Annotated in this window: 18 protein-coding genes and 2 tRNA genes; 3 read left to right on the top strand and 17 right to left on the bottom strand. The window is 69.0% G+C overall.

Features of this window, described 5'->3' with window-relative positions; genetic code table 11:
• Positions 1 to 72: 72 nt before the first annotated feature.
• Positions 73 to 3,351 (top strand): AAA family ATPase, encoded by a 3,279-nt coding sequence (locus tag VF665_RS14045; protein WP_331054060.1) that lies wholly within the window; start codon positions 73 to 75, stop codon positions 3,349 to 3,351.
• A gap of 687 nt (positions 3,352 to 4,038) precedes the next feature.
• Here the strand turns inward: VF665_RS14045 and VF665_RS14040 are convergent.
• On the bottom strand, positions 4,039 to 4,470 hold the full coding sequence (locus tag VF665_RS14040; RefSeq protein ID WP_331054059.1) for a hypothetical protein: 432 nt from the start codon (positions 4,468 to 4,470) through the stop codon (positions 4,039 to 4,041).
• Between the two features lie 366 nt (positions 4,471 to 4,836).
• The gene (locus VF665_RS14035) at positions 4,837 to 5,061 is read right to left on the bottom strand and encodes a helix-turn-helix transcriptional regulator (RefSeq protein WP_331054058.1); all 225 of its coding nucleotides are present in this window, start codon (positions 5,059 to 5,061) and stop codon (positions 4,837 to 4,839) included.
• Positions 5,062 to 5,200: 139 nt separating this feature from the next.
• Between VF665_RS14035 and VF665_RS14030 the strand changes: the two genes are divergently transcribed.
• On the top strand, positions 5,201 to 6,523 hold the full coding sequence (locus tag VF665_RS14030; protein ID WP_331054057.1) for a tyrosine-type recombinase/integrase: 1,323 nt from the start codon (positions 5,201 to 5,203) through the stop codon (positions 6,521 to 6,523).
• A 410-nt stretch (positions 6,524 to 6,933) separates the two neighbouring features.
• Here the strand turns inward: VF665_RS14030 and VF665_RS14025 are convergent.
• From VF665_RS14025 to VF665_RS13955, 15 genes are all read right to left on the bottom strand, one after another.
• Positions 6,934 to 7,007: transfer RNA gene (locus tag VF665_RS14025), tRNA-Arg, on the bottom strand.
• A 10-nt stretch (positions 7,008 to 7,017) separates the two neighbouring features.
• Positions 7,018 to 7,091: transfer RNA gene (locus VF665_RS14020), tRNA-Pro, on the bottom strand.
• Positions 7,092 to 7,129: 38 nt separating this feature from the next.
• Complete coding sequence (locus tag VF665_RS14015; RefSeq protein ID WP_331054056.1) at positions 7,130 to 7,747, bottom strand: non-canonical purine NTP pyrophosphatase; 618 nt, start codon at positions 7,745 to 7,747, stop codon at positions 7,130 to 7,132.
• Complete coding sequence (gene rph, locus VF665_RS14010; protein ID WP_331054055.1) at positions 7,747 to 8,466, bottom strand: ribonuclease PH; 720 nt, start codon at positions 8,464 to 8,466, stop codon at positions 7,747 to 7,749. The genes VF665_RS14015 and rph overlap by 1 nt, the downstream gene beginning before the upstream one ends.
• Before the next feature lie 548 nt (positions 8,467 to 9,014).
• Positions 9,015 to 9,968, bottom strand: coding sequence for a hydroxymethylbilane synthase (gene hemC, locus VF665_RS14005; RefSeq protein WP_349263134.1), 954 nt, complete (start codon positions 9,966 to 9,968; stop codon positions 9,015 to 9,017).
• Entirely contained in the window at positions 9,962 to 10,498 is a 537-nt protein-coding gene (gene lptE, locus VF665_RS14000; RefSeq protein ID WP_331054053.1) for an LPS assembly lipoprotein LptE, read from the bottom strand. The genes hemC and lptE overlap by 7 nt, the downstream gene beginning before the upstream one ends.
• Positions 10,452 to 11,156: a hypothetical protein gene (locus VF665_RS13995; protein WP_331054052.1), complete on the bottom strand. Its 705-nt coding sequence runs from the start codon at positions 11,154 to 11,156 to the stop codon at positions 10,452 to 10,454. The genes lptE and VF665_RS13995 overlap by 47 nt, the downstream gene beginning before the upstream one ends.
• A complete protein-coding gene (locus tag VF665_RS13990) occupies positions 11,153 to 13,195 on the bottom strand; it encodes a peptidylprolyl isomerase (RefSeq protein ID WP_331054051.1) in 2,043 nt (680 codons plus the stop codon). The genes VF665_RS13995 and VF665_RS13990 overlap by 4 nt, the downstream gene beginning before the upstream one ends.
• Positions 13,192 to 13,632: a thioesterase family protein gene (locus VF665_RS13985; RefSeq protein ID WP_331054050.1), complete on the bottom strand. Its 441-nt coding sequence runs from the start codon at positions 13,630 to 13,632 to the stop codon at positions 13,192 to 13,194. The genes VF665_RS13990 and VF665_RS13985 overlap by 4 nt, the downstream gene beginning before the upstream one ends.
• Positions 13,633 to 14,152: 520 nt before the next feature.
• Entirely contained in the window at positions 14,153 to 14,569 is a 417-nt protein-coding gene (gene ndk / locus VF665_RS13980; RefSeq protein ID WP_331054049.1) for a nucleoside-diphosphate kinase, read from the bottom strand.
• A gap of 5 nt (positions 14,570 to 14,574) precedes the next feature.
• A complete protein-coding gene (locus VF665_RS13975) occupies positions 14,575 to 15,471 on the bottom strand; it encodes a CBS domain-containing protein (RefSeq protein WP_331054061.1) in 897 nt (298 codons plus the stop codon).
• Positions 15,472 to 15,515: 44 nt separating this feature from the next.
• A complete protein-coding gene (sucD, locus tag VF665_RS13970; protein WP_331054048.1) occupies positions 15,516 to 16,385 on the bottom strand; it encodes a succinate--CoA ligase subunit alpha in 870 nt (289 codons plus the stop codon).
• Positions 16,382 to 17,524, bottom strand: coding sequence for an ADP-forming succinate--CoA ligase subunit beta (gene sucC, locus VF665_RS13965; protein ID WP_331054047.1), 1,143 nt, complete (start codon positions 17,522 to 17,524; stop codon positions 16,382 to 16,384). Before sucC ends, sucD begins: the two co-directional genes overlap by 4 nt.
• A 431-nt stretch (positions 17,525 to 17,955) precedes the next feature.
• Entirely contained in the window at positions 17,956 to 19,350 is a 1,395-nt protein-coding gene (locus tag VF665_RS13960) for a phosphomannomutase/phosphoglucomutase (protein ID WP_331054046.1), read from the bottom strand.
• Between the two features lie 79 nt (positions 19,351 to 19,429).
• On the bottom strand, positions 19,430 to 19,813 hold the full coding sequence (locus VF665_RS13955) for a RidA family protein (RefSeq protein WP_331054045.1): 384 nt from the start codon (positions 19,811 to 19,813) through the stop codon (positions 19,430 to 19,432).
• Between the two features lie 333 nt (positions 19,814 to 20,146).
• Between VF665_RS13955 and VF665_RS13950 the strand changes: the two genes are divergently transcribed.
• Positions 20,147 to 21,101, top strand: a 955-nt coding sequence (locus tag VF665_RS13950) for a hypothetical protein (RefSeq protein WP_331054044.1), incomplete at its 3' end; no start/stop codon positions are given.

The raw sequence follows: 21,101 nt of genomic DNA, 5'->3' as shown, positions 1-21,101 counted from the left end.
CCCGTAATGGAGTAACCAATAGTGGACCGAGTCCGAAGAAGAAGTTCCGCGAGGGCTGACACCCACGGCGCCGTGGAGCTACCGCCGGCGCACCTCTCGGTCCGCATACCATGGCACGACACGGATTGGACGGGGCGGGTGTGCGCGGCCCCGGCCGCGAACCACGCCTGTACGGTCCTGAAGAATATCAAGCAGAAGAAGGACGCCGACGATGAGGAGGCCCGCCGGGGCGCGCCATGGCCCGACGCTGGCGCGGAGAGCACATATCCGCCCTGCGTCATGGAACGAGCCGGCTTCATGCGCCCCGGAGCCCACGCGGTCAGTCGCTCGCACGCTTATGCGAAGCGGCAGAACGCCGCGAGCCACGGGCACTTTCAGGATACAGTGCACCGGATGCCGGCCTACAGCATCGAGGCGGTGCCGTACCGCTGGACCCGCCGCGAGGCCGCCCCCGACATCGCTCGACGGTGGGGCATCGCGTACGACCAGAGCTTGGAGGACGCGGCCGACCGACTCATGGGCTGGAGTTCCGACTGGGTCCAGGATCACCGGAACCAGCGGGCGCTGCTCGATTCCTTCTTCTCTGCGATCCGGCCGCGCGAGTCCATCATCCTGATCTACGCGAAGGACATCCCGCTCCTGGAGGATCGAGCGCCGGGGGCACGGATACTGGTCGGTGCCGGACGCATCGAGGAGGTCGGACCGATCCAGGAATGGCCGTACAACTGCGACCAGGTTGCCGCACCCCTTCGGTCGTACCTGTGGGAACGAGCGGTCCATCATTCCATTCGTCCCGGGTTCAGGGACGGCTTTCTCCTGCCCTACCAGCAGATCCTGCGGGAGCCGCATCTGGCGGGTGAGGACCTCTCGCCGTTCGCAGCTCGCACTCCGACTGATCACTTCGACGAGTTCAGCTATGTCTCCGAGCTCGTCTCCCACGACGGCGCGATCGCGGCGCTGACCGAGCTCCACCGAGTGCTCGGGCTCCTTCCAGGACAGGTCGAAGGACCGTGGGACGCGGCGGCTCGCTGGGTCGATGAGCGCATTGCGGAGACGTGGAACCAGCGGGGGCCCTTTCCCGGGCTCGGCGCGGTACTCGTGGCGGCTGGCATCGAGCGTGGTCTGAGCCTCGCGTACCGGATCAACCGATTGCTCCCGAACGAGGACCCGGACCCGTGGCCGCTCCTCGATCGCGCGATCGGTTCGGCGGATGGCCCTCTGGCCCCGCTCGTTGGACGTATGGGGCGACTGGTGTGGGAGCGTATGGCGGAGGACGCGGACCGGGTGGCGCTCGTCCGGCTTCTCGCCCGCTTCCCGCTCACGATTGCGCAGGCGCGTCGGATGCTGGACCGAAAGGCGCGTAGCGAGGCGGGGATCTCCGCCACCGACACGGACATGGTGAAGAACCCGTACGTGCTCTTCGAGGCGGACCGCGGACGATTCGACTCGATCAGCATGGCGGCCATCGATCGCGGCCTGTTTTCTCAGGACGCCACAGCGCGCCTCGTGCTGGAGCACTACCCGCTGCCCGAGCCCATCACGGAGGCCGGGGACGACCGACGCGTGCGCGCGGGATGTACTCAGATCCTCGAGACTGCGGCGGCCGAAGGGCACACGCTGCTGGACGAGCCGCGCCTGCGTCGGCGGCTCGCCCGCCTCCCGCTGAACCCGATCTGCGATCCTGAATCGGAGGTCTTCGATCTCTCGGCAGCCCGCTTTGCACCGATCCTAGTCGAGACTCCGCTCGCGCGGGATCAGGGCCGTGGCTGGCAGCTCGCGCGGCTGGCCGAGTACGGCGACCTGATCGCCGCAGAGGTCGCGCGGCGGATCGAACGCGGCCCCCTAGACGTGCGCTGGGACTGGCGCGACCTGATAGACGCGGCGCTCTCGACCGAGGAGCGTCGTGCGGACGCCGTCGAAGACCCCGCGCGCTACGAGAAGGCGCGGGCGCTGGAGGCACTGGCGCGTGCCCCGATCGGGGTGCTCGTCGGTCCGGCCGGTACGGGAAAGACGACCATGCTTCAGGCGCTATGCAGGCATCCGGACGTGCGCGCGCGGGGCGTCCTCCTGCTCGCGCCGACCGGGAAGGCGCGGGTGCAGCTGGCTTCTCGAATCGGGGCGCGCTCCCAAACGCTCGCGCAGTTCCTTCGACCGACAGGGCGCTGGCACGACGAGCTGGGCTACCGCACTCGCCCCGGAGCTCCCAAGAACGGGGGCTACGGAACGGTCGTGGTCGATGAGGCATCGATGCTAACCGAGGACATGCTGGCCTCGCTCATCGACGCGCTTCAGGATCCGGACCGACTCATCCTTTGCGGTGACCACCGTCAGCTTCCTCCGATCGGCGCCGGCAGACCATTCGCGGACCTCGTGCAGCATCTGCGCGGCCAGCGTCCCGACGCGGTCGAGAGTTACGGAGCCGGATTGGCCGAGCTCACGATCTCGCTCCGGCAGGCATCGGGCGGCGGGGATCGAACGCGGGACGACATCGCCGTCGCCAGCCTCTTCACGGTTGAGGACGCAGCCCCGGGAGCCGACGAGGCGCTCGCGCGAGTGCTCGCCGGCGAGGGGGATGGAACGCTCGAGATTCAGTCGTGGAGGAGCGAGGATGAGCTCCACCAGCTCATTGTCCGCCATCTTGCTGATCGCGTCGGAATCACCCTCGGCGAGTCGACCGCCTTGCGGACGTCGCTCGGGGCAACTGGAAGCCATAAAGGCCGGCCGAGCTTCATCTTCGGAAGCGGTGGGCGGGGAGCGGAGAACTGGCAGATCCTCTCCCCCGAGTTGCTCTACACCGCGCTCACGCGTCAACGCGAGGGCGTGGTGCTCTTCGTCCAAGGCGACCCGGCGGCGATCCGCGAACTCGGCAGTCCCGAGCGGTCGGACAGGGGGCGGCGCCTCACCCGGTTGTTCCGTCCTGCCGACCCCTTCGAGACCCCCGACGGCCGGCTGTTCGACGGGTCGCACGTCCATCGCACGTCCAACCGGGAGCTGGTCTGCTCAAAGTCGGAGGTCATAGTCGCGGACACTCTACTCCGCCTGGGGGTGCCGTACGCGTACGAGTCGGATCTCGTGATGCCTGACGGCACGCGGCGCCGACCCGACTTCACGATTCGCCGGCGGGACGGTCGGATCGTCTACTGGGAGCACCTAGGCATGCTGGGACTGGCAGGGTACAAGGCCGATTGGGAGGCCAAGAAAGTCTGGTATGCTCAGCATGGAATCAGACCGTGGACCGAAGGCGGCGGCCCCGCCGGGATCCTCGTGTGGTCGCAGGATGATCCCGTGACCGGCGGAATCGACGTCCCCGAGATCGAGCGGCGGGCATCAAAGGTATGTCTCGACGGCTAAGCTTTCCGGACGTCCTATCACAGCCAGCGGATTCACCATCCGAACCAGATCGGTCGACGCCTCGAAGCACCTGCGTCGCCGTCTTCAGCTTCACCGAGTAGTCCGGCCCACTCCCGAACCGCGGCCGAAGGCGATGCGCTCCGGCGACGAGCGGAACCGGCCTGCTTTTCAGGAACGCTCCGGGGAGAGCTGGTTGATCGCGTCGGCCACAAGAGGTAGAAGCCACCAGTGCTCGGATCGAGGGCGAACGAGCCGTGCGCCAGGTCGTTTCGAAGCCGGGCGAGCGGCTCACCTATCCGGCGCACCCACTCGGTCGAAGGTTGGGCACTGGGGCGCGCCGAATGCCTGGCGGGCCAAGCGCGGAAGCCATCGCCGCGCAGGAGCCCCTGCTTGACCGCCATCTCCCGTAAGGGCCAAGGTCGGCGGGCGTTCGTCCGAGGCGCGTTCATCCGGCTCGCGAGGTGTTAGGAGCCCCAATTTTGGTGCGTAGACCTTGATCTGTTTGAAGTGGCCGAGGAACTTGTCCGAACCCCGCTCGCCCGGCGGGTGGACGAGCAAGCCAAATACGGCGTGAGCCCCAGCCGCGCATCCCTCTATCAACCAGCCGCGGGCGAACCACCACCGCGACCCGCTTTACCTCATCCTGCGATTCGGCCACTCACGCGTACGTACCTGTTCACAAATCGCTCAGCCGTCGTATTCATCGACCAGGTCCGCCACGAAATTGGTGTGGATGATCCCGGTGGTTAGTGCCCGCTTTAGCAGGTTGCTGAGTGCCCTAAGGTATTTCCCCTGCGTGGCGGGACTGAGGTAATTGACTCGTGGACGCGCGGCCCCAGGCGCACTCCTGACCTCGTCCTTAAGATGCTTCACGTACGCGGCGACATCCCCGCGGGTGATCTCGCGCAGGTCGCGGAGCCCCCGGCTGTGAAGGAACCGCGCAGCACGGATAAGGCGCGTACGCAGCAGACTCAGTTCGCGCTCTGATGGTCTGTGGCGTCCGACCTGCGCCTTGCAGGCCAAGTGATAATCGATGAAGGATGCGATGGAGGTCGGCACCGACACTGCGGCCGCGGCGGCTTTCTCCTCCGCCTCGCGATGCTCGCGTAGCTCCGCCAAACGGTATCCAAAAAGGATCGCTGCCGTGTTGGGCTGGTCAGTCGCGAACTTCTCCCCAGGCGCTCGTAGCGGTTCCTGGCGCCGGCCACCCCACGCAGCCCAACCACCCAGTTCAGCGTACGCGCGTCCCCCGAGCCAGCGAATGTACGCGCGAGGTTCTGTCTCGGTCGCAGGACGGCGACCCATCTTGCGTCTCGACACGGTGGGCAAGGATGGCTGAAGGGGAAACGGTCTTTGTTCAAAGACGAGATACCCCGGGTCACCGTCCCGCGCCGACCGCGGCCGTTGACGAGATCGTGTGCGGAGTTTACATACCCTTCGTGGAGCCGCCAAGCGGCGGGCTCTACCTTACCCGCGCAGAAGGCATCAGTCGAGTAGCGAGGCGAGCTCGCTCCAACTGGCCTTCAAGCCACCAAGGAGCCGCAGCACGTTCAAGAAGCTGACGTTGCTTTCGCCGCGCTCGATCTGACCGACGAAGCTCCGGTCCAAGTGGGACAATGCGGCAAGCTTCTCCTGGGTGAGTCGCCGTCGCATGCGGAGTGTGCGGATCGCCGCTCCGAAGCGGATGAGGTCTGGGTCGGTGCCGGCCATAGCCAACGCTATGACCAGCAACGGCTATGCGTCCACGGAGTTTACATACCATTGCTATGAAACCCGAGGTAAGCTCTGCTGGCAGCGGACTCTCGGATCGGGAGCATGCTCGAATCCAATCTGACCAGAAGCGATAAGGATGGCGAGGATCTACTGGCGCATACACGGAGACGGTCCCCCACGAGCGTGGGGAGACTTCACGTCGCTCGGGCACGGGCGCGAACCTCTGATCGAGCCCGGATCACCAAAGCGCCTGGGCACGACCAACCCCACCATCGCGGCGAAGGTGTTTGCGGATCGCGTGAAGGAACTGGAGCAGGTGGCGGTAGACCGCGCGGTTCTGGGAGTGGAAAGGCGGATGACCCTCGGCGCGTTCGTCCCTCAGCATCTCGCACTCCGGCGTCAGGAAGCCACGGTTACGGAGCTCTGGCTCAAGGAAACGGGTGCGCGGCTACAATCGGGCGCGATCCGGTTCTTTGGAGCCGACACGCCGCTGCTGACGATTACGCCGCGGGAGATGCTCCGCTTCAAGATCTGGCTCAAGGAGTTTCCGAATGGCCGAGGCGGCAAACTTTCCGGATCCACGCAGCGGAAGTACCTGGAGGCGCTCAGCGGCCTGTTCACAGCGGCTATCCGCGAACGTGTCTATCACGGACCAAATCCGATCGGCGGCATCGTAAAACCATCGGAATCTCCTCCTCTGGATGAGTGGTTCGAGCCTTGGCAAACGGCTGCGCTCCTGGAATCCGCGCGGACATACCGACCGACTCCACCAGCTCGCCCCTTGCCCGAATGCAGCTATCCGCTGATCGCATTCATCGCGCTCACCGGTTGCCGAATGCGCGAGGCATTCGGGATCGAAGTCGAGGATGTGGACTTTACCAGGCGAGTTGTTCGCATCCACCCGAACTCCTGGCGGAGGCTAAAAACGCCTAGATCGACACGCGCCGTGCCGCTCTGGCCGCAACTCGCGGAAATTCTGTCTGATTATCTCGACCAGTACGGATCGCGGCTGAACCGGCTGCTCTTTCCCTCCGAGCGCCTGCTGGCGACCGGTAAGGAGGGCATGATCACGGATTCGCGGAAGATGCTCGACACGCTCGGCAGTCGCGTCGGTTTCCGGCCGGGAGAGGTACGCTGGAACAAGCTCCGCCATGGTTATGCAACCGCGCGGCTGCAGACGCTCGACCGCGGGGCTCCCGTGTCGACCTTCACCGTGGCGCGCGAATTGGGCCACACGGGCGTGCACCTGGTCGAACGGGTTTACGGACACTTGGGTGAAGTGCGTCACCGTTCAGAAGTGGTGGAGTTCCGAGTAGAGCAGCATCTCGAACAGCTGGTGCCACTGCTAACGACACGGTTGGATGGCTTCTCTCTATCTCTCTCGGAGCCGTCTTCAAGTTCGACACTCCATCAATCCTGCTCATCCCATTCGGAAACACTCGAGCAGAACGGCCTTTGAAGCACGGCCGTCGGGGTTGGCATTAGGTCAGCGGCCCGGGCTGATCGACACGATTCTACGCACGATTATCACTGCAAAAAGCTCAGTAATGGGCCGACATCAGGCGAGACAACTCGAAACGATCACTCGATGCACGCAGGCTGGTCCTGCGGTGTGGTTAGCCGTAGGTCGATTTTTTCGAGCTACGATGGAGCAGAGATCGTCTTCGGTGGTGTTAAAGTCATGCAACAGTGTAACTTACACCACATGATGCACACTCGCCCGTCGCGGCTCTCACAAGGGCAGATTAGCGGGTTTTCGCACCGATTTACAGTTCTTTTCACACAATTCTGCGCACAGAGCCGCTGAACTGGACACAACAAACAGAAAAGCCCCCGCCGTAAGTTACGGTGGGGGCTCAACTTAGAGTACGCGCCAGGCTGGACTCGAACCAGCGACCTACGGCTTAGAAGGCCGTTGCTCTATCCAGCTGAGCTACTGGCGCCTGTGAAAAGTCGGGGCGCCCGGATTCGAACCGAGGACCTCCTGCTCCCAAAGCAGGCGCGCTACCGGACTGCGCCACACCCCGTCGAGAGCAGAAAAACCTAGGCCCAGTGCGCGTTCGCGTCAACCCCCGGCGAGCGCGGACGCCACGGCGCGAATCGCGATCCCCCGGTGGCTCAGCTCATCCTTTCGCGCCGCGGGCAGCTCACCGAAGGTCATCCCCTCGTCCGGCAGGTAGAAGAGCGGGTCGTATCCAAAGCCGCCAGCGCCGCGCGCGGCATGCAGAACGACGCCTTCGCACGCCCCCATCCGCACCAGCTCGCGCCCGTCCGGCCACACGACGGCGGCGGCGCACACGTATCGCGCGGTGCGCGCCGCATCGGGCACACCGGCCAGGCGCTCGAGCAGATGGCGGTTGTTCGCCTCGTCCTGCCGGTCGCCGCGCGCCTCGTCCACCGGGGCAAAGCGGCGGGAGCGCACGCCGGGCGCGCCGTCCAGCGCATCCACGCAGATGCCGGAATCGTCCGCGAGCGCGGCGTCCCCCGTCAGCCGGGCGAACCAGCGCGCTTTGGCAAGTGCGTTTTCCTCGAAGGTGTCGAACACCTCCAGCGCGTCCTCTTCCGCCGTCTCCGCGATGCCCAGCTCAGCGAGGCCCACCACGTCAATCCCGGGAACGGCGGCCAGCAGGCGGTCCAGCTCGCGCACCTTGCCCGCGTTGCGCGTGGCGACGACGAGGCGCATCAGCCCACCGCGCCGCGCTGCATCCCGTTCAGCTGGCGGATGGCGGACGATGCCGTGCCGACGAGCTGGGCCAGCTGCTCGGGGGTGAAGTCGCCATGCTCGCCCGTCCCCTGCACCTCGATCAATCCCCCGCCCTCGCGCGCCACCACGTTCAGGTCCACCTCGGCGCGGACATCCTCCGAGTAGTCCAGGTCCAGCAGCAGATCGCCGCCCACCAGGCCGCCGCTGATGGCCGCGACGAAGTGGCGAAAGGCGCTGGGCGCACCCGTCTTTTCCGCCACCCATGCGCAGGCGTCGTGCAGCGCGACGGCGCCGCCGGTGATGGAGGCTGTGCGCGTGCCGCCATCCGCCTGCAGCACGTCGCAGTCGATGGTGATGGTCCACTCGCCGAGCGCGGCCATGTCCACGCAGGCGCGCAGCGAGCGGCCGATGAGGCGCTGGATCTCCTGCGTGCGCCCGCCCACCTGGCCGCGCTCGCGGCGGTTGCGGGAGCCGGTGGCGCGGGGGAGCATGGCGTACTCCGCCGTTACCCATCCCTCGCCCTTGCCCTTGCGCCAGCCGGGAACGCCCTGCTCCACCGAGGCCGTGCACAGCACGCGGGTGCGCCCGGCGGTAATGAGGCAGGAGCCCTCGGCGTACAGGGACGCGCCGCGCTCCAGCGTGATGGGGCGCAGCGCGCCGGGAGCACGGCCGTCGTTGCGCGTGGTGCTTTCTGGCACGGGAATACCTGGTATGGTGGATGAGAGTGTGGGGCGGAAGTGCCGAGGTTCAAGTGCCCAGTGCCCAGTGCTCAGTGCCCAGTGCCCAGTGCCCAGTGCCCAGTGCCCAGTGCCCAGTGCCCAGTGCCCAGTGCCCAGTGCCCAGTGCTGAGTGCCCAGTGCTGAGTGCCGAGTGCTGAGTGCGGTTCGATCCTCGGCGCGCGCGGAAGATCGGAGCCGCTACGATCGGTGGCATCACGCGGAGAGGCCCCCTCTCCCCGGCCCTCTCCCCCGCTGTCGCGGGAGAAAGGGAGACCTCAGTGCGCGGGCGGCGTTCGGCACTGGAGCGGGCTTTCGCCCGGCCGCCGCGGGAGGCCCCTCCCCCGACCCCTCCCCGTGCAAACTGCGCACGGAGAGGGGAGACTTCGCACCCGGCCCGGAACCCGCGCCGATGCAGCCTCACAGCAGTATCGTGAGGCTTTCAGCCGTTGTTGCGGCGACTTCAGTCGCTCAGCGGCCCTGTGCGCAGAGAACTCGCCGGGCCCGCCTCCGGCCCTGCGCCGCTGCTTCTACGGCGCCGCGGGCTCCGGGGCGCCCACCCGCGCGCGGACGGCTTCCAGGATCTCTCCGGCGCCCTTGGCGAGCAGCTCGCCTGCCGCGGCCCGGCCCACGGCCTCGGCATCCTTGGCCGCGCCGGCCTGGTGCACGCGCAGAATGCGCGAGCCGTCCGTGTCCGCCACGAGCCCGGCAAGGAACACCTGCCCCTCATCCACCAGCCCCAGCGCGCCGATGGGGATCTGGCAGCCACCTTCCAGGCTGCGCAGCAGCGCACGCTCCGCCGCGGTGGCCGCCGCGGTCGCGGGGTCGTTCAGCGGGGCCAGCGCGGCGCGGATGTCGTCGCGGTCCGTGCGGCAGACGATGGCCAGCGCGCCCTGCCCCACCGCCGGAAGCCAGCGCGGCGGCTCCAGGTACGCGCTGATGCGCTCCCTCCACCCCAGCCGCAGCACGCCGGCCGCCGCCAGGATGATGGCGTCGTACTCGCCGCGGTCCAGCTTGGCCAGGCGCGTGTTCAGATTGCCGCGCAGGTCCAGCAGCTGCAGGTCCGGCCGCAGCTTGCGCAGCTGCGCCACCCGGCGCAACGAGCTGGTGCCCACGCGCGCGCCGGGCTCCAGCGCGTCCAGCCCGCCCGCCCGCCCGGGCGGCAGCAGGACGACGTCGCGGGGGTCCTCGCGCACCGTCACGGCCGCGAGCGTCAGCCCGTCCGGCAGGCGGGTGGGCACGTCCTTGAGCGAGTGGACGGCCAGGTCCGCCTCGCCGGCCAGGAGCGCGTTGTCCAGCTCCTTGGTGAACAGCCCCTTGTCGCCGATCTTGGCCAGCGGCACGTCCTGAATGCGGTCGCCGGTGGTCCGGATGACCTCGATCTCCACCTCCAGGGCGGAATCGGCGGCACGCAGGGCGTCGGCCACGGCGCGGGACTGCCAGAGCGCGAGCTCGCTGCCGCGCGAGGCGATGCGGATCACCACTGCGACTGCGCTCCCTCTACCATCTTCTGCACCACCTCGATCAGCGCCTTGCGGCGGCCCACTTCCACGCTCTCGCGCCCCGGATCAAAGGTGCCGAGGGCGGTGATCCCGTTGCCCTTCCACAGCACGCGGTCCTCGCGCACGTCGTAGATCTCCGCGTCAAAGCTGATCTGCACCTGCCGCTCGAGCGCGTTCACCCGGCCGCCCACGCTGCGCGGATCGTAGTTGGTGGTCTGCTCTTCCGCGCGGATCAGCCGGCCGCGCACGATGGCGTCGGCCGTCTGCTGCGAGGCCAGGCGCACGCCCAGATTGCCGGGAAAGCGCTCCTGCAGCTGCCGCAGCAGCTCGGATTCCATCCCCGGATACGGGGTCCCGTTCTCGAACGGCTCGATGTACACGCGGCGGATGTGCGAGGGCAGGCCGCCGCCCGTGAAGCTGTACAGGCACCCGCCCAGCGTGAGGACGAGCGCCAGCGCCGCGGCGTCAAGTGCCCGGCGGGCTCCACGTTTCTTCAGGAAAGCCAGCAACATCGGTCTGCGACTCCACGGTAAGGTTCAGCGTGCGGTAGGCGGCCCAGTCGCGGTACTGCGCGCGGCCCAGCTGCCCCGCCTCGTTCCAGGTAAGGTCGATGGATTCAGCCACGCCGCCGCGCGCGCTGCGGCGCACGCTCTGCAGCCGGCCGCCGCGCAGCCGGTACTCCAGTACGTCGTCGCCCAGCTGGTATCGGAGGGTGGCGGACTCGCCGACGGTGGATGCCTCCAGCAGGCGCGCATCCGCCGGCGGGGCCACGACGCCCACCGCGCCCCAGAGCAGCGCGGGCGACGGCAGGGAGAAGCGCGCCGCCAGCAGGGCGGCGGGCACGCGCATCTGCCCATCCACCATGGCGGCCGCCAGGTACGTCTCGCCCCGCGGGCCGAACAGGTCCAGGCGAAAGCGGCCCGGGGCCACGTACCGCGCCACCCCGCGGCCGCGGAACTGCGCGCCCGCCTCGTCCAGCTGCCAGCCGAACTGCGCCTGGCGCGGGGACGACGGAGTGGTGGCGCGCCGCGCCTCCGCGGCAATGGGCGCGGGGTCGGCCGCGGCGGGCGTGCTGCCCCCGGGCGTGGCGGTTCCCGCGGTCTGCGCGGCGGGGGCGCAGCCGGCCAGGGCCGCGGCGAACGCGGCCGCGGTCAGGCGATAGCGGATCAACGGACCTCCCTGATTCGTAGGATGCGGTCGCCCGGCAGAATGCGGTCCACCACGTCCATCCCCCGCACCACCTGGCCGAACACGGTGTAGGTGCCGTCCAGGTGCGGCTGCGGCGAGTGGGTAATGAACCACTGGCTCCCGCCCGTGTCCGGGCCGGAGAGCGCCATGCCGAGCGTGCCACGGCCGTAGACGTGGCGATTGATCTCGTCGCGGATGGCATACCCCGGACCGCCGGAAGTGTCCCCGCGCGGATCGCCCCCTTGGATCACGAAGTTGGGCACCACGCGCGGCCATTCCTGCCCGTCAAAGTAGCCGCGTTGCGCCAGCGTGAGGAAGTTCTGCACCGTCAGCGGCGCCTCCTGCCCAAAGAACTCCACCTCGATCTCGCCGCGGTCCGTGGTGATGACGGCGCGGCGGCGCGGGCCCATCGTCTCCCGCCCCGCGCGGGCGTACTCGGACGCGCGGCGGCCGGTTTCCACGGGGAGCGGCGCGCCCCACGCCGCGGGGACGGTGTCGGCGAACGCGGTCTGCACGCGCTGCCGCACCAGGTAGTCCCCCGAACGGGGAAAGCGGGCGAAGAACTGCGTCCGCGCCGCGGGATCCTTTTTGGCGATGGCGCCCACCGCGTCCACGGCGGCGAGGGCGGCGTCGTTCATGGAGTCGCGCTGGGCGCGGCCGTACGCATCCAGCACCCGCGGGAGCGTGGCGGGATCGGCCAGCTTTGCCAGTCCGGTGAGCGCGTTGGTGCGCGCGATGACGTCGCGGTGGTCCAGCGCGGCGAAGAGCACGCCGCGGATCTCCCCGATGCTGTCCTCCGTGGCGCCGACGGCTTCTTCCAGCGCGGCGGCGGCCACGCGGCCGTCCGGATCGGCGAGCCACGCACCCAGCCGCTGGCGGGAAGCGGGGCTGACCGCGGCGTACACGCGCGCGGCGGAGGCGCGCAGCCGCCACTGCGGCGCGGTCTCGATCGCCGTCACCGCCTGCAGCGCGGCCTGCGAGTCCACCGCCACCAGCGCCGCCATCGCCGTCTGCCGCACGAAGACGTTGCGCGCCGGGTCACGAATGATGGAGGCCAGCAGCGGCGCGGCGGAACGTGCGTCGGCGCCCATCCGCTGCATCCCTTCCAGCGCGGCGATCACGTCGTACGGGTCGCGGGCGGATGCGGCGCGGTCGCTCAGCACCCCGAGCGCGGCCGCGCCCGGGTAGGTGCCCAGCGTGCGAAGCGCGTTGACGCGCACCGGCATGGACGTGTCCGCCCCCGCGAGCGCGACCAGCGTCTGCAGCGCGCGGTCGCGCCCCACGCCCGACGAGTCCGCCATGGGCCCGGTGAGCACGCGGGCAACGAAGGAGCGGACGAGGGCGTCCTCGTCCCGCGCGGCGGGAAAGAGCGCGCCGGCGGTGGCGGGCTCCGCGCGGCGGGCCAGCGCGTACGCCGCGCGCCAGCGAAGCTCGGGGTCGGCAGAGCGCAGCCAGCGCGCGACGGCGGGCACGGGGGTGGGCCGTCCCTGGCGCCAGATGCCCAGCAGCGCCGGGCCGACCGCCTCGCGCGTGCCCGCGGCGTCCACCGTGGCGCCGGCCAGCAGGCCCTCCAGCGCGGCCCGCGCGGCGGGATGGCGGATCTTGCCCAGCGCGTACGCCGCCTCCCCGACGACCGTCGGCGCGGCGGCGATGCGGGCGTTCGACACGTACGGGGCCAGGAGCGGGACGGCCGCGCTGTCGGCGATCTGGCCGAGAGCGAACGCGGCGGTGGCGGCCACGGAAGTGTCCTCGTCCGCCAGCATCCGCCCCAGAAGGGGGATGGCGCGCCGGTCGCGCAGGTTGGCCGCGGAGAGCGCGGCGCGGCGGCGCAACGCGGCACTCGGCGCCTCCGCCGCGGCGGCGAGCGCGGTGGAATCGTACTCGCGCCGGTCTTCCAGGCGGATCAGCGCGGCGGCGTCCACCGGGCCGGCGGTGCGCGCCGTGCTCAGGGCGGGCGCGCAGGCGGAGGCCAGCGCCGCGGCGGCGAGCGAGGCGGCGAGCAGAACGGGGGGACGGCTCATGATGCGGGCTCCGTGGCGGCGCGAAAGGCGTCCAGCAGGTCGGGCGGCAGCTTGCGCGGCGCGCCGGCGCGGTCCAGGGCGGTCAGCCCCGTGCGCGCGGTGCAGAGCCGCGTAGTGGTTCCGTCCTCTTCCACCCGCTCGATCAGGTAGGCGAAAGCGACGGCGCGCGAGCGCACCTGCTCCAGCGTGGTGGTGACGCGGATGAGGTCCTCGTAGCGCGCGGACGCGTGGTAGCGCAGCGTGACGTCGGTCACGGCCAGCAGCACCCCCTCGTCCTTTTCCACCTGGGAGTACGGCTTCCACAGGCGGCGGATGAGTTCCGTGCGGCCGATCTCGCACCACACCAGGTAGTTGGCGTGGTAGATGATCCCCATCTGGTCCGTCTCGGAGTACCGCGCGCGGAACTCCAGGGCGCACGAAGGGGCAACGGGCTGCATGCGGCGGAACGGATGCGGGTATGGGGCCAGAGAACCGGCGACGATTCTACCCGGCCAGCGCGCCCACTGTCAAACGCGGGCGAGCGTTTTTCGTGGTTCGGGACGATGAACGGACACGATCGGGTGGTGCGTCCTCGCGCTCCGCTCCCGTTCCATTCCCCGTCCGGCGGATGCTGTGCCTGCCGGGCGAGTGTGGCGCCTGTCGCAACGTTGGCTCGGCGGAAAGTAGATCCTTCGTCGGCGCCAACGCTCGGCGCCGGGGAAGGTGCGTCCGGCGCCTCCTCAGGATGACAACGCGTTGTGGTGAAATCACTTGGAGAGACAGTACATGGTCCGGACACGCACGCAGTACCGTGTCCTCCGTGTTCCCTGCCCTCCGTGTACTCCGTGAGAGGGGGTTCCGCCGTTGCTGTTCTCTATGGCTTTGTGTCTGTGTGTGAGATTGCCGTTCCGTTCCCCATCCAACGAAAAGGGCGCCCCGCAAGGAGCGCCCTGATCTTGATCCGGAAACGAAACGGATTCAGCCCACCAGCTCGGTGCCGGCGAAGAAGAACGCGATCTCGATGTCCGCGTTCTCGTCGCTGTCGGAGCCGTGCACCGCGTTGCGGCCCTTGTTCTCCGCGTACAGCTTGCGGATGGTGCCCTCGGCGGCCTCGGCCGGATCCGTCGCGCCGATCGTCTCGCGCCACAGGCTCACCGCGTTGTCGGCCTGCAGGGCCAGCACCACGGACGGGCCGCTGGACATGAACTCCACCAGCTCGCCGTAGAACCCGCGCTCCTTGTGCACCTCGTAGAACTTCTGCGCCTGCGCCAGGCTGATCTGGGTGAGCTTCATCCCCAGGATCTGGAAGCCGGCCTGCTGAATGTGGGCGATGATCTTGCCGGCGTGGCCGCTCTGCACGGCGTCGGGCTTGATCATGGCGAACGTACGAGCCATGCGATCTATCCTTCGTCTTGAGTGGATTCAACGGGAGACGCGGCGAACCCGAACACCTTGCGCAGGATGTCGCCGCGCGTCAGAAAGCCGGTCAGCTGCCCCTCGTGCACCACGGGCAGCCGCTCGATGTCCTTGCTTACCAGCATGCTGGTGACCTCGGCCAGAGCCTGCTCCTCGGACACGCAGATCACGGAGCGCGACATCACGTCGCGCACCCGCGTTTCCTTCCAGGCCGCCGCCGTGGCGTCTGCCGGGCGCTGCACGCCCGGTAGAAAGTAGCGGAGCAGGTCGCGGTCGGTCACCATCCCCAGCACCTCGCGCCCCTCCCCCACCACCGGAATCGCCCGCAGCTTGTGCTCGGCGATCAGGTCCAGCACCTCCTGCACCGGCGCGTCGGGCGACGTGCGGAACACCCGCTGCGTCATCACGTCGCGCACGGTGAGCCGCGGCTGGATGGTGATCTCGCGCACTTCGCCGATGCCCAGCACCTCCGCCGGCGTGCGCGCCGCCACGAGGCGGTCTACGACGGCGTCGTAGCGCAGCACCCGCGCCAGGGCCGCCACCGTCTGCAGGTACAGGTCCGCCGCGGAGAGCGGCGCCAGCACCAGCACCACCACCTGCGCCACCGCGGCCGCCGCGTCGCCCGGCGCCTCGGCCAGGGGGCGCGGCGCAATGCCGACCGCCACCACCAGGTGGTCCACCGCGTCCGTCCGCAGGTGCGGAAGAAGGACGCGGTCGCCCACGTGAATCAGGTCGCGCACCCGCGCCTCGCTGAACATCCGCTCCATCTGGTCCGGATGCGCCACGGCGCCGGTGCGCACCAGCACCTCCGCAAGACGGGTGACCGCCTCGCGAACGGTGCCGGCCTCGAGCGGGGCCACGACGTGCTCGGCGCGAAGAATCTCCGTCAGCCGAACTTCGCGCCCCGCCCGGGGAACGCCCTGGTTCAGAGCGCCTCCTGAATCAGCCCCACCACGTCCAGCGGGCGCTTGGCGACGCCGATGCCGTTGGCGTGGAACGAGGCGATCTTTTCCTCCGCCGTCCCCGCGCCGCCGCTGATGATGGCGCCCGCGTGGCCCATGCGGCGCCCCGGAGGCGCCGTCTGCCCGGCAATGAAGCCCACCACCGGCTTGGTGACGTGCTGCTTGATGTACTCGGCGGCGTTCTGCTCGTCGTTGCCGCCGATCTCGCCCAGCATCACGATGGCCTTGGTGTCCGGATCCGCCTCGAACGCGGCCAGGCAGTCGATGAACGACGTCCCGTTGATGGGGTCGCCGCCGATGCCCACGCACGTCGTCGTTCCGATCCCCGCGCCCTTGAGCTTGTAGACCACCTCGTAGGTCAACGTGCCGCTCTTGGACACGAGGCCCACGGGGCCGGGCTGCGTGATGTGGCCGGGAATGATGCCGACCTTGCTCTTGCCGGCGCTGAGCAGCCCCGGGCAGTTGGGGCCCAGCAGGCGGGCGCCCTTGTCCAGCACGTACGGGCGAACGCGGGTCATGTCCAGCACCGGCACGCCTTCGGTGATGCAGACGATGAACGCGATCCCCGCGTCCGCCGCCTCGAACATGGCGTCCGCGGCAAACGCGGGCGGCACGTAGATCACGGACGAGTTGGCGCCCGTTTCGCGGACCGCTTCCTCGACGGTGTTGAAGATGGGCACGCGGCCCTCGAACATCTGCCCGCCCTTGCCCGGGGTGACGCCGGCGACGACGTCGGTCCCGTACTCCATCATCTGCTTGGCGTGGAACGAACCGTCGCGCCCCGTGATGCCCTGGACGACGAGCTTGGTGCTCTGATCGATGAAGATGCTCACTGGGACTCTCCCTTGGCCAAAGCGACGGCCTTCTGCACGGCCTCGTCCATGTCGGTCAGCGCGGTGAAGCCGGCGTCCGCCAGGATCTTCACCGCGATCTCTTCGTTGGTCCCGGTCAGGCGAATGACGATGGGCACCTTGATGTCGATCATCTTCGTCGCGGTCACGATCCCGTTCGCCACGTCGTCGGTGCGGGTGATGCCGCCGAAGATGTTGAACAGGATCGCCTTCACGTTGGGGTCGCCCGTGATGATCTTGAGGGCGTTCACCACCTTTTCCGGATTGGACGAGCCGCCGATGTCCAGGAAGTTGGCGGGCTCGCCGCCGTAGTACTTCACCAGGTCCATGGTGGCCATCGCCAGCCCGGCGCCGTTCACGATACAGCCCACGTCGCCGTCCAGCTTGATGAACGTGAGGTTGGCGTTGCGCGCCGTGACCTCGGCCGGGTCTTCGGCGGACTCATCGCGCAGCGCCTCGACGGCGGGAAGGCGGAAGAGTTCGTTGTCGTCCACGCTCAGCTTGGCGTCCAGCGCCAGGACCTCGCCCGCGGGGGTGGTGATCAGCGGGTTGATCTCGGCCAGCGAGGCGCCGTTCTCCATGAACGCCTTGTACAGCTGCTGCAGGATCTTGGCGGTGGCGCGCACCTGCTTGGGATCACTGTAGAGCTTGGTGGCGAGCAGGTGGGCCTGGTGGGGCAGAAAGCCGTAGCGCGGGTCCACGCGCAGCTTGGTGATCTTGTCCGGATCGGTGGCGGCCACCTCTTCAATGTCCACGCCGCCCGCGGCGCTGACCATCCACACCGGCGCATGGCTGGCGCGGTCCAGGATGATGCCGACGTAGGCCTCGGTGTCGATGTCCGCGGCCGGGGCGATCAGCACCTTCTCCACCGTGAGCCCCTTGATGTCCATCCCCAGGATGGCCTGCGCCTTTTCGCGCGCTTCTTCGGGGGTCTTGGCCAGCTTGACGCCGCCGGCCTTGCCGCGGCCGCCGACGTGCACCTGCGCCTTGACGACCACGGCGCCGCCCAGGCGCCGGGCGATCTGCTCCGCCTGCTCGGGCGTGGTGGCCACCTCGCCCATGGGGATGGGAACCCCCTGTGCGGCGAGCAGCTCCTTCGCCTGATATTCGTGGATGTTCACGGATGAGTCCGGTTCGAGTGAAGGTACAACGGAACAGCAGTGCTGAGGGACAAAGGGCCCAGTGCCAAGTGCCCAGGTACAAGTGCCCGGTGCTCAGGTACGAGTGCCCGGATGCGGGGGCGCAATGCACAGAGCCCGACGGCTTTCCGGCCCATCCACCGGGCACGGCCCGCCGATCGCCGGGCACTCTCGTGTGGTCCGCGCCCGTCCGCCACGCACGCGGTTCCGGGCGCCGGCCGGGGTACGCCGGAGCGCCCCGTCCAAAAGAGGCGACATCATAATCCCGCGCACCCCCGGCGGCAAGAAATGCACGGCCGGCCCGTCCGCAATCGCGAACGGGCCGGCCGCACCTCACCCTCCCCCGTGCTCCCGTACCCGGCTCACCGCCCAGGCACCTGGCACCTGGCACTGGGCACTGGGCACTTGTTTTCTCAGTGCCCGTCCGACGCGGAGCCGATCCCTTCGCCCTTGAGCCAGCCTTCCATCTCGCCGCGGATCTCCGCCAGGCGCTCGGGCGTCTTGGCCTCGTAGCGGGCCACCAGCACCGGCTCGGTGTTGCTGGCGCGGATCAAGCCCCACCCGTCGCCGAACAGCACGCGGGCGCCGTCCACGTCGATCACCTCGTGGTCCTTGCGAAAGTGCTCCGTGGCGCGGCCCACGATGGCGAACTTGGTTTCCTCCGTGGCCGGGTACCGCAGCTCCGCCGTAGACACGAACCTGGGGAACTCGTTCAGCCAGGCGCTCAGCGGCCGCCCCTGGCGCGCCACGATGTCGATGAGCAGCGCGGCGCCGTACAGCGCGTCGTCAAAGCCGTAGTAGTTGTCGCCGAACATGATGTGGCCGCTGAGCTCGCCGGCCAGCAGGGCGTGCTCCTCCTTCATCCGCTCCTTGATGAGCGAGTGGCCGGTGGCGTTCATGATGGCGACGCCGCCGTGGGCCTCCAGCACCTCGGTGAGCTGCTGCGAGCACTTTACGTCCAGCACCACCTTCTGCCCCGCCCCGTGCTTCTGGATCAGGTCCAGGCCGTAGAGGAGCAGCAGCGTGTCGCCGCGAACGATCTCGCCCTTGTCGTCGATCGCGCCGATGCGGTCCGCGTCGCCGTCAAAGGCCACGCCCAGGTCCGCCCCCGTCTCCTTCACCTTGGCGATGATGTCCACCAGGTTCTTGTCCACCACGGGGTCCGGGTGGTGGTTGGGAAAGGTGCCGTCGGACTCGCAGAAGATAGGGATGACGCTCACGTTGGGCCCCAGCGCCTCCAGCAGCCGCACGGCGATGATGCTCCCCGTGCCGTTGCCGCAGTCCACCACGACCTTGATGGGGCGCTCGATGGTGAACTTGCCGGCGATCACCTTCACGTAGTCGTCCAGCACGTCGCGCGTTTCCACCGTGCCGCCGCCGCTCTCGTAGTCGCTCTCCGTGATCATGCGGCGGATCTCCTGGATGGAGTCGCCAAAAATGGAGCGGCCGCCCAGCGTCATCTTGAACCCGTTGTACTGCGGCGGGTTGTGCGAGCCGGTCACCTGCAGCCCGCCGTCAAGCCCGCCGTGCGCCACGCTGAAGCTGTGCGCCGGGGTGGGCACCAGCCCCACGTCCACCACGCGGGCGCCGGCGGCCGTCATGCCGCGGCGCACGGCGGCGGCCAGTTCGTCGCTGGTGAGGCGGTTGTCGCGGCCCAGCGACAGCACCGGGGCGTCCTTGCCCAGCCGGCGGCGCGCAAGCGAGGCAAAGGCGCGGCCGATCTGCTCGGCCACCTGGGCGTCCACGTCGGGGCCCACCACGCCGCGGATGTCGTACTGCCGGAAGATGTGCGGATTGACGCTCGTCATGGTGCCGCTCGGGGTTTGGTCAGGAAAAAAGCAACGGCGCCTTCCGCACCCGCGGAAGGCGCCCGGATTGTCGCCGCGGTCAGCGGTCCAGCAGCACGGCCACGCACTCGATCTCCACCGCCGCGTCGCGGGGAAGCCGGGCCACCTGCACGGTGCTGCGCGCCGGCTTGTGATCGCCAAAGTGGCGCGCGTACACCTCGTTCATCTCCGCGAAATCGTTCATGTCCTGCAGAAACACCGTCGTCTTGACCACCGACGACAGGTCGGCGCCGGCCTGCACCAGAATGGCCTTCAGGTTCTTCATCACCTGCTCGGTCTGGCTGCTGATGTGGCCCTGCACCAGCTGCATGGTCTTGGGATCGAACGGCACCTGGCCGGCGGTAAACACAAAGCCGTTCGCCACGATGGCCTGGCTGTACGGTCCGATGGCGGCCGGGGCATTGTCGGTGTGCACTTGCTGCATGGCTTTCGCTCGCGCCAGTGGGAGAAGCCGAACGGGGACGGGCCGCGCCCAGCCCCGGAAAAAGAGCCGGGCAATCTAGACGCGGCGACCCCGCGCAGCAAGGCGGCCCGGCAGGCGCGGCCCGCCTGCCCCGTGCCGCTCCCCATGCGCCTTCGCGCCGGACGGCCCTGATCCCCATCTGTCGAATCTCCAACGACTTGGCACGGCGTGGCGGCTACACCGTAATCATTATCCGCCATGAATTGATGTGTCGAAGAAACCCCGTTAGCTATCAGGTGCGGACCGGCCAATGCCGCCCGCATCAGGCCAACGTACCACTACAGGGAGGTTTCCATGGCACGCATCACTCTCGACATCTTCTCGGGGCGGCCCAACCCCTCGTGGGTGCTGGACGAGAAGCAGGCGCGGGACCTGCTGCAGGACCTGCAGCGCCGCCCCGAGGCCCTGGCCCCGGCGGACGCGTTCCCCGGCATCCTGGGATACCGCGGGATCCTGGTGGAATCGGAGTACGAAGGCGCCAAGCCGGCCGTCGCGGAGTTCGGGCGCGCGCTGCCGGCCGCGTTCCGCCTGGGCAGCGGGCGGGCGCGCGACAACGCCCGCTCGTTCGAGTTCGCCGAGCGCCTGCTCTCCGGCCTGGGCAACGCCGCGCCGGCGGGCGGGGCCGAGGACGCCGGCCCCAGCTACGACAAGATGAACCTGCGCGCGCTCATCCAGCGGCAGATGGCGGACGCCTCCACCTCAGGCGAGTTCACCGAGGCGCCCACGGATGCGCAGGCGTACTCGGCGCTGCTGGCCGAGCCCGCGACGGCGGAGGATTCCGGCACCTTCACCGCGGCGTCCGCCCCGTCGGACGGCACGGCTTCGGCGGACCTGTCGGCGGCGGCGGCCTGCTGGAACCCCGCGACCGTCATCGGCCGTGACGCGTCCACGTGGGTGACGCAGACGGTGGGCAGCTGCAGCATCGAGGCGGGCGCCTTCAACCCCTCGTTCTGGAATTCGGGGCTGACGCTGCGCAACAACAACTGCTACAACTACGCGACCAACCGCCGCACCGACACCTTCGCGCAGCCGGGCCGCGCCACGTGCGCGGGCACCAGCGTCATGGCGTGCAACACGGTGGGCGCGGGCGCCCAGAGCGACGGCGCGCTGCTGGCGCCCACCTGCGCGGCGTCCGGCTCGGCGCCGCGGTGGTACATGGCGCTGGTGATCGCCCCGGGGTACGACTACCACTGGTACCGCAAGGCCAGCGCGGGCTACTGGGGCCACAAGCCGGGGAGCACGGCCGCCA

Source organism: Longimicrobium sp., assembly GCF_036387355.1.
Classification (GTDB): Bacteria; Gemmatimonadota; Gemmatimonadetes; order Longimicrobiales; family Longimicrobiaceae; genus Longimicrobium.
Note: the sequence above shows the minus strand (reverse complement) of the source record. Positions and strands in the feature narration are given on the sequence as shown.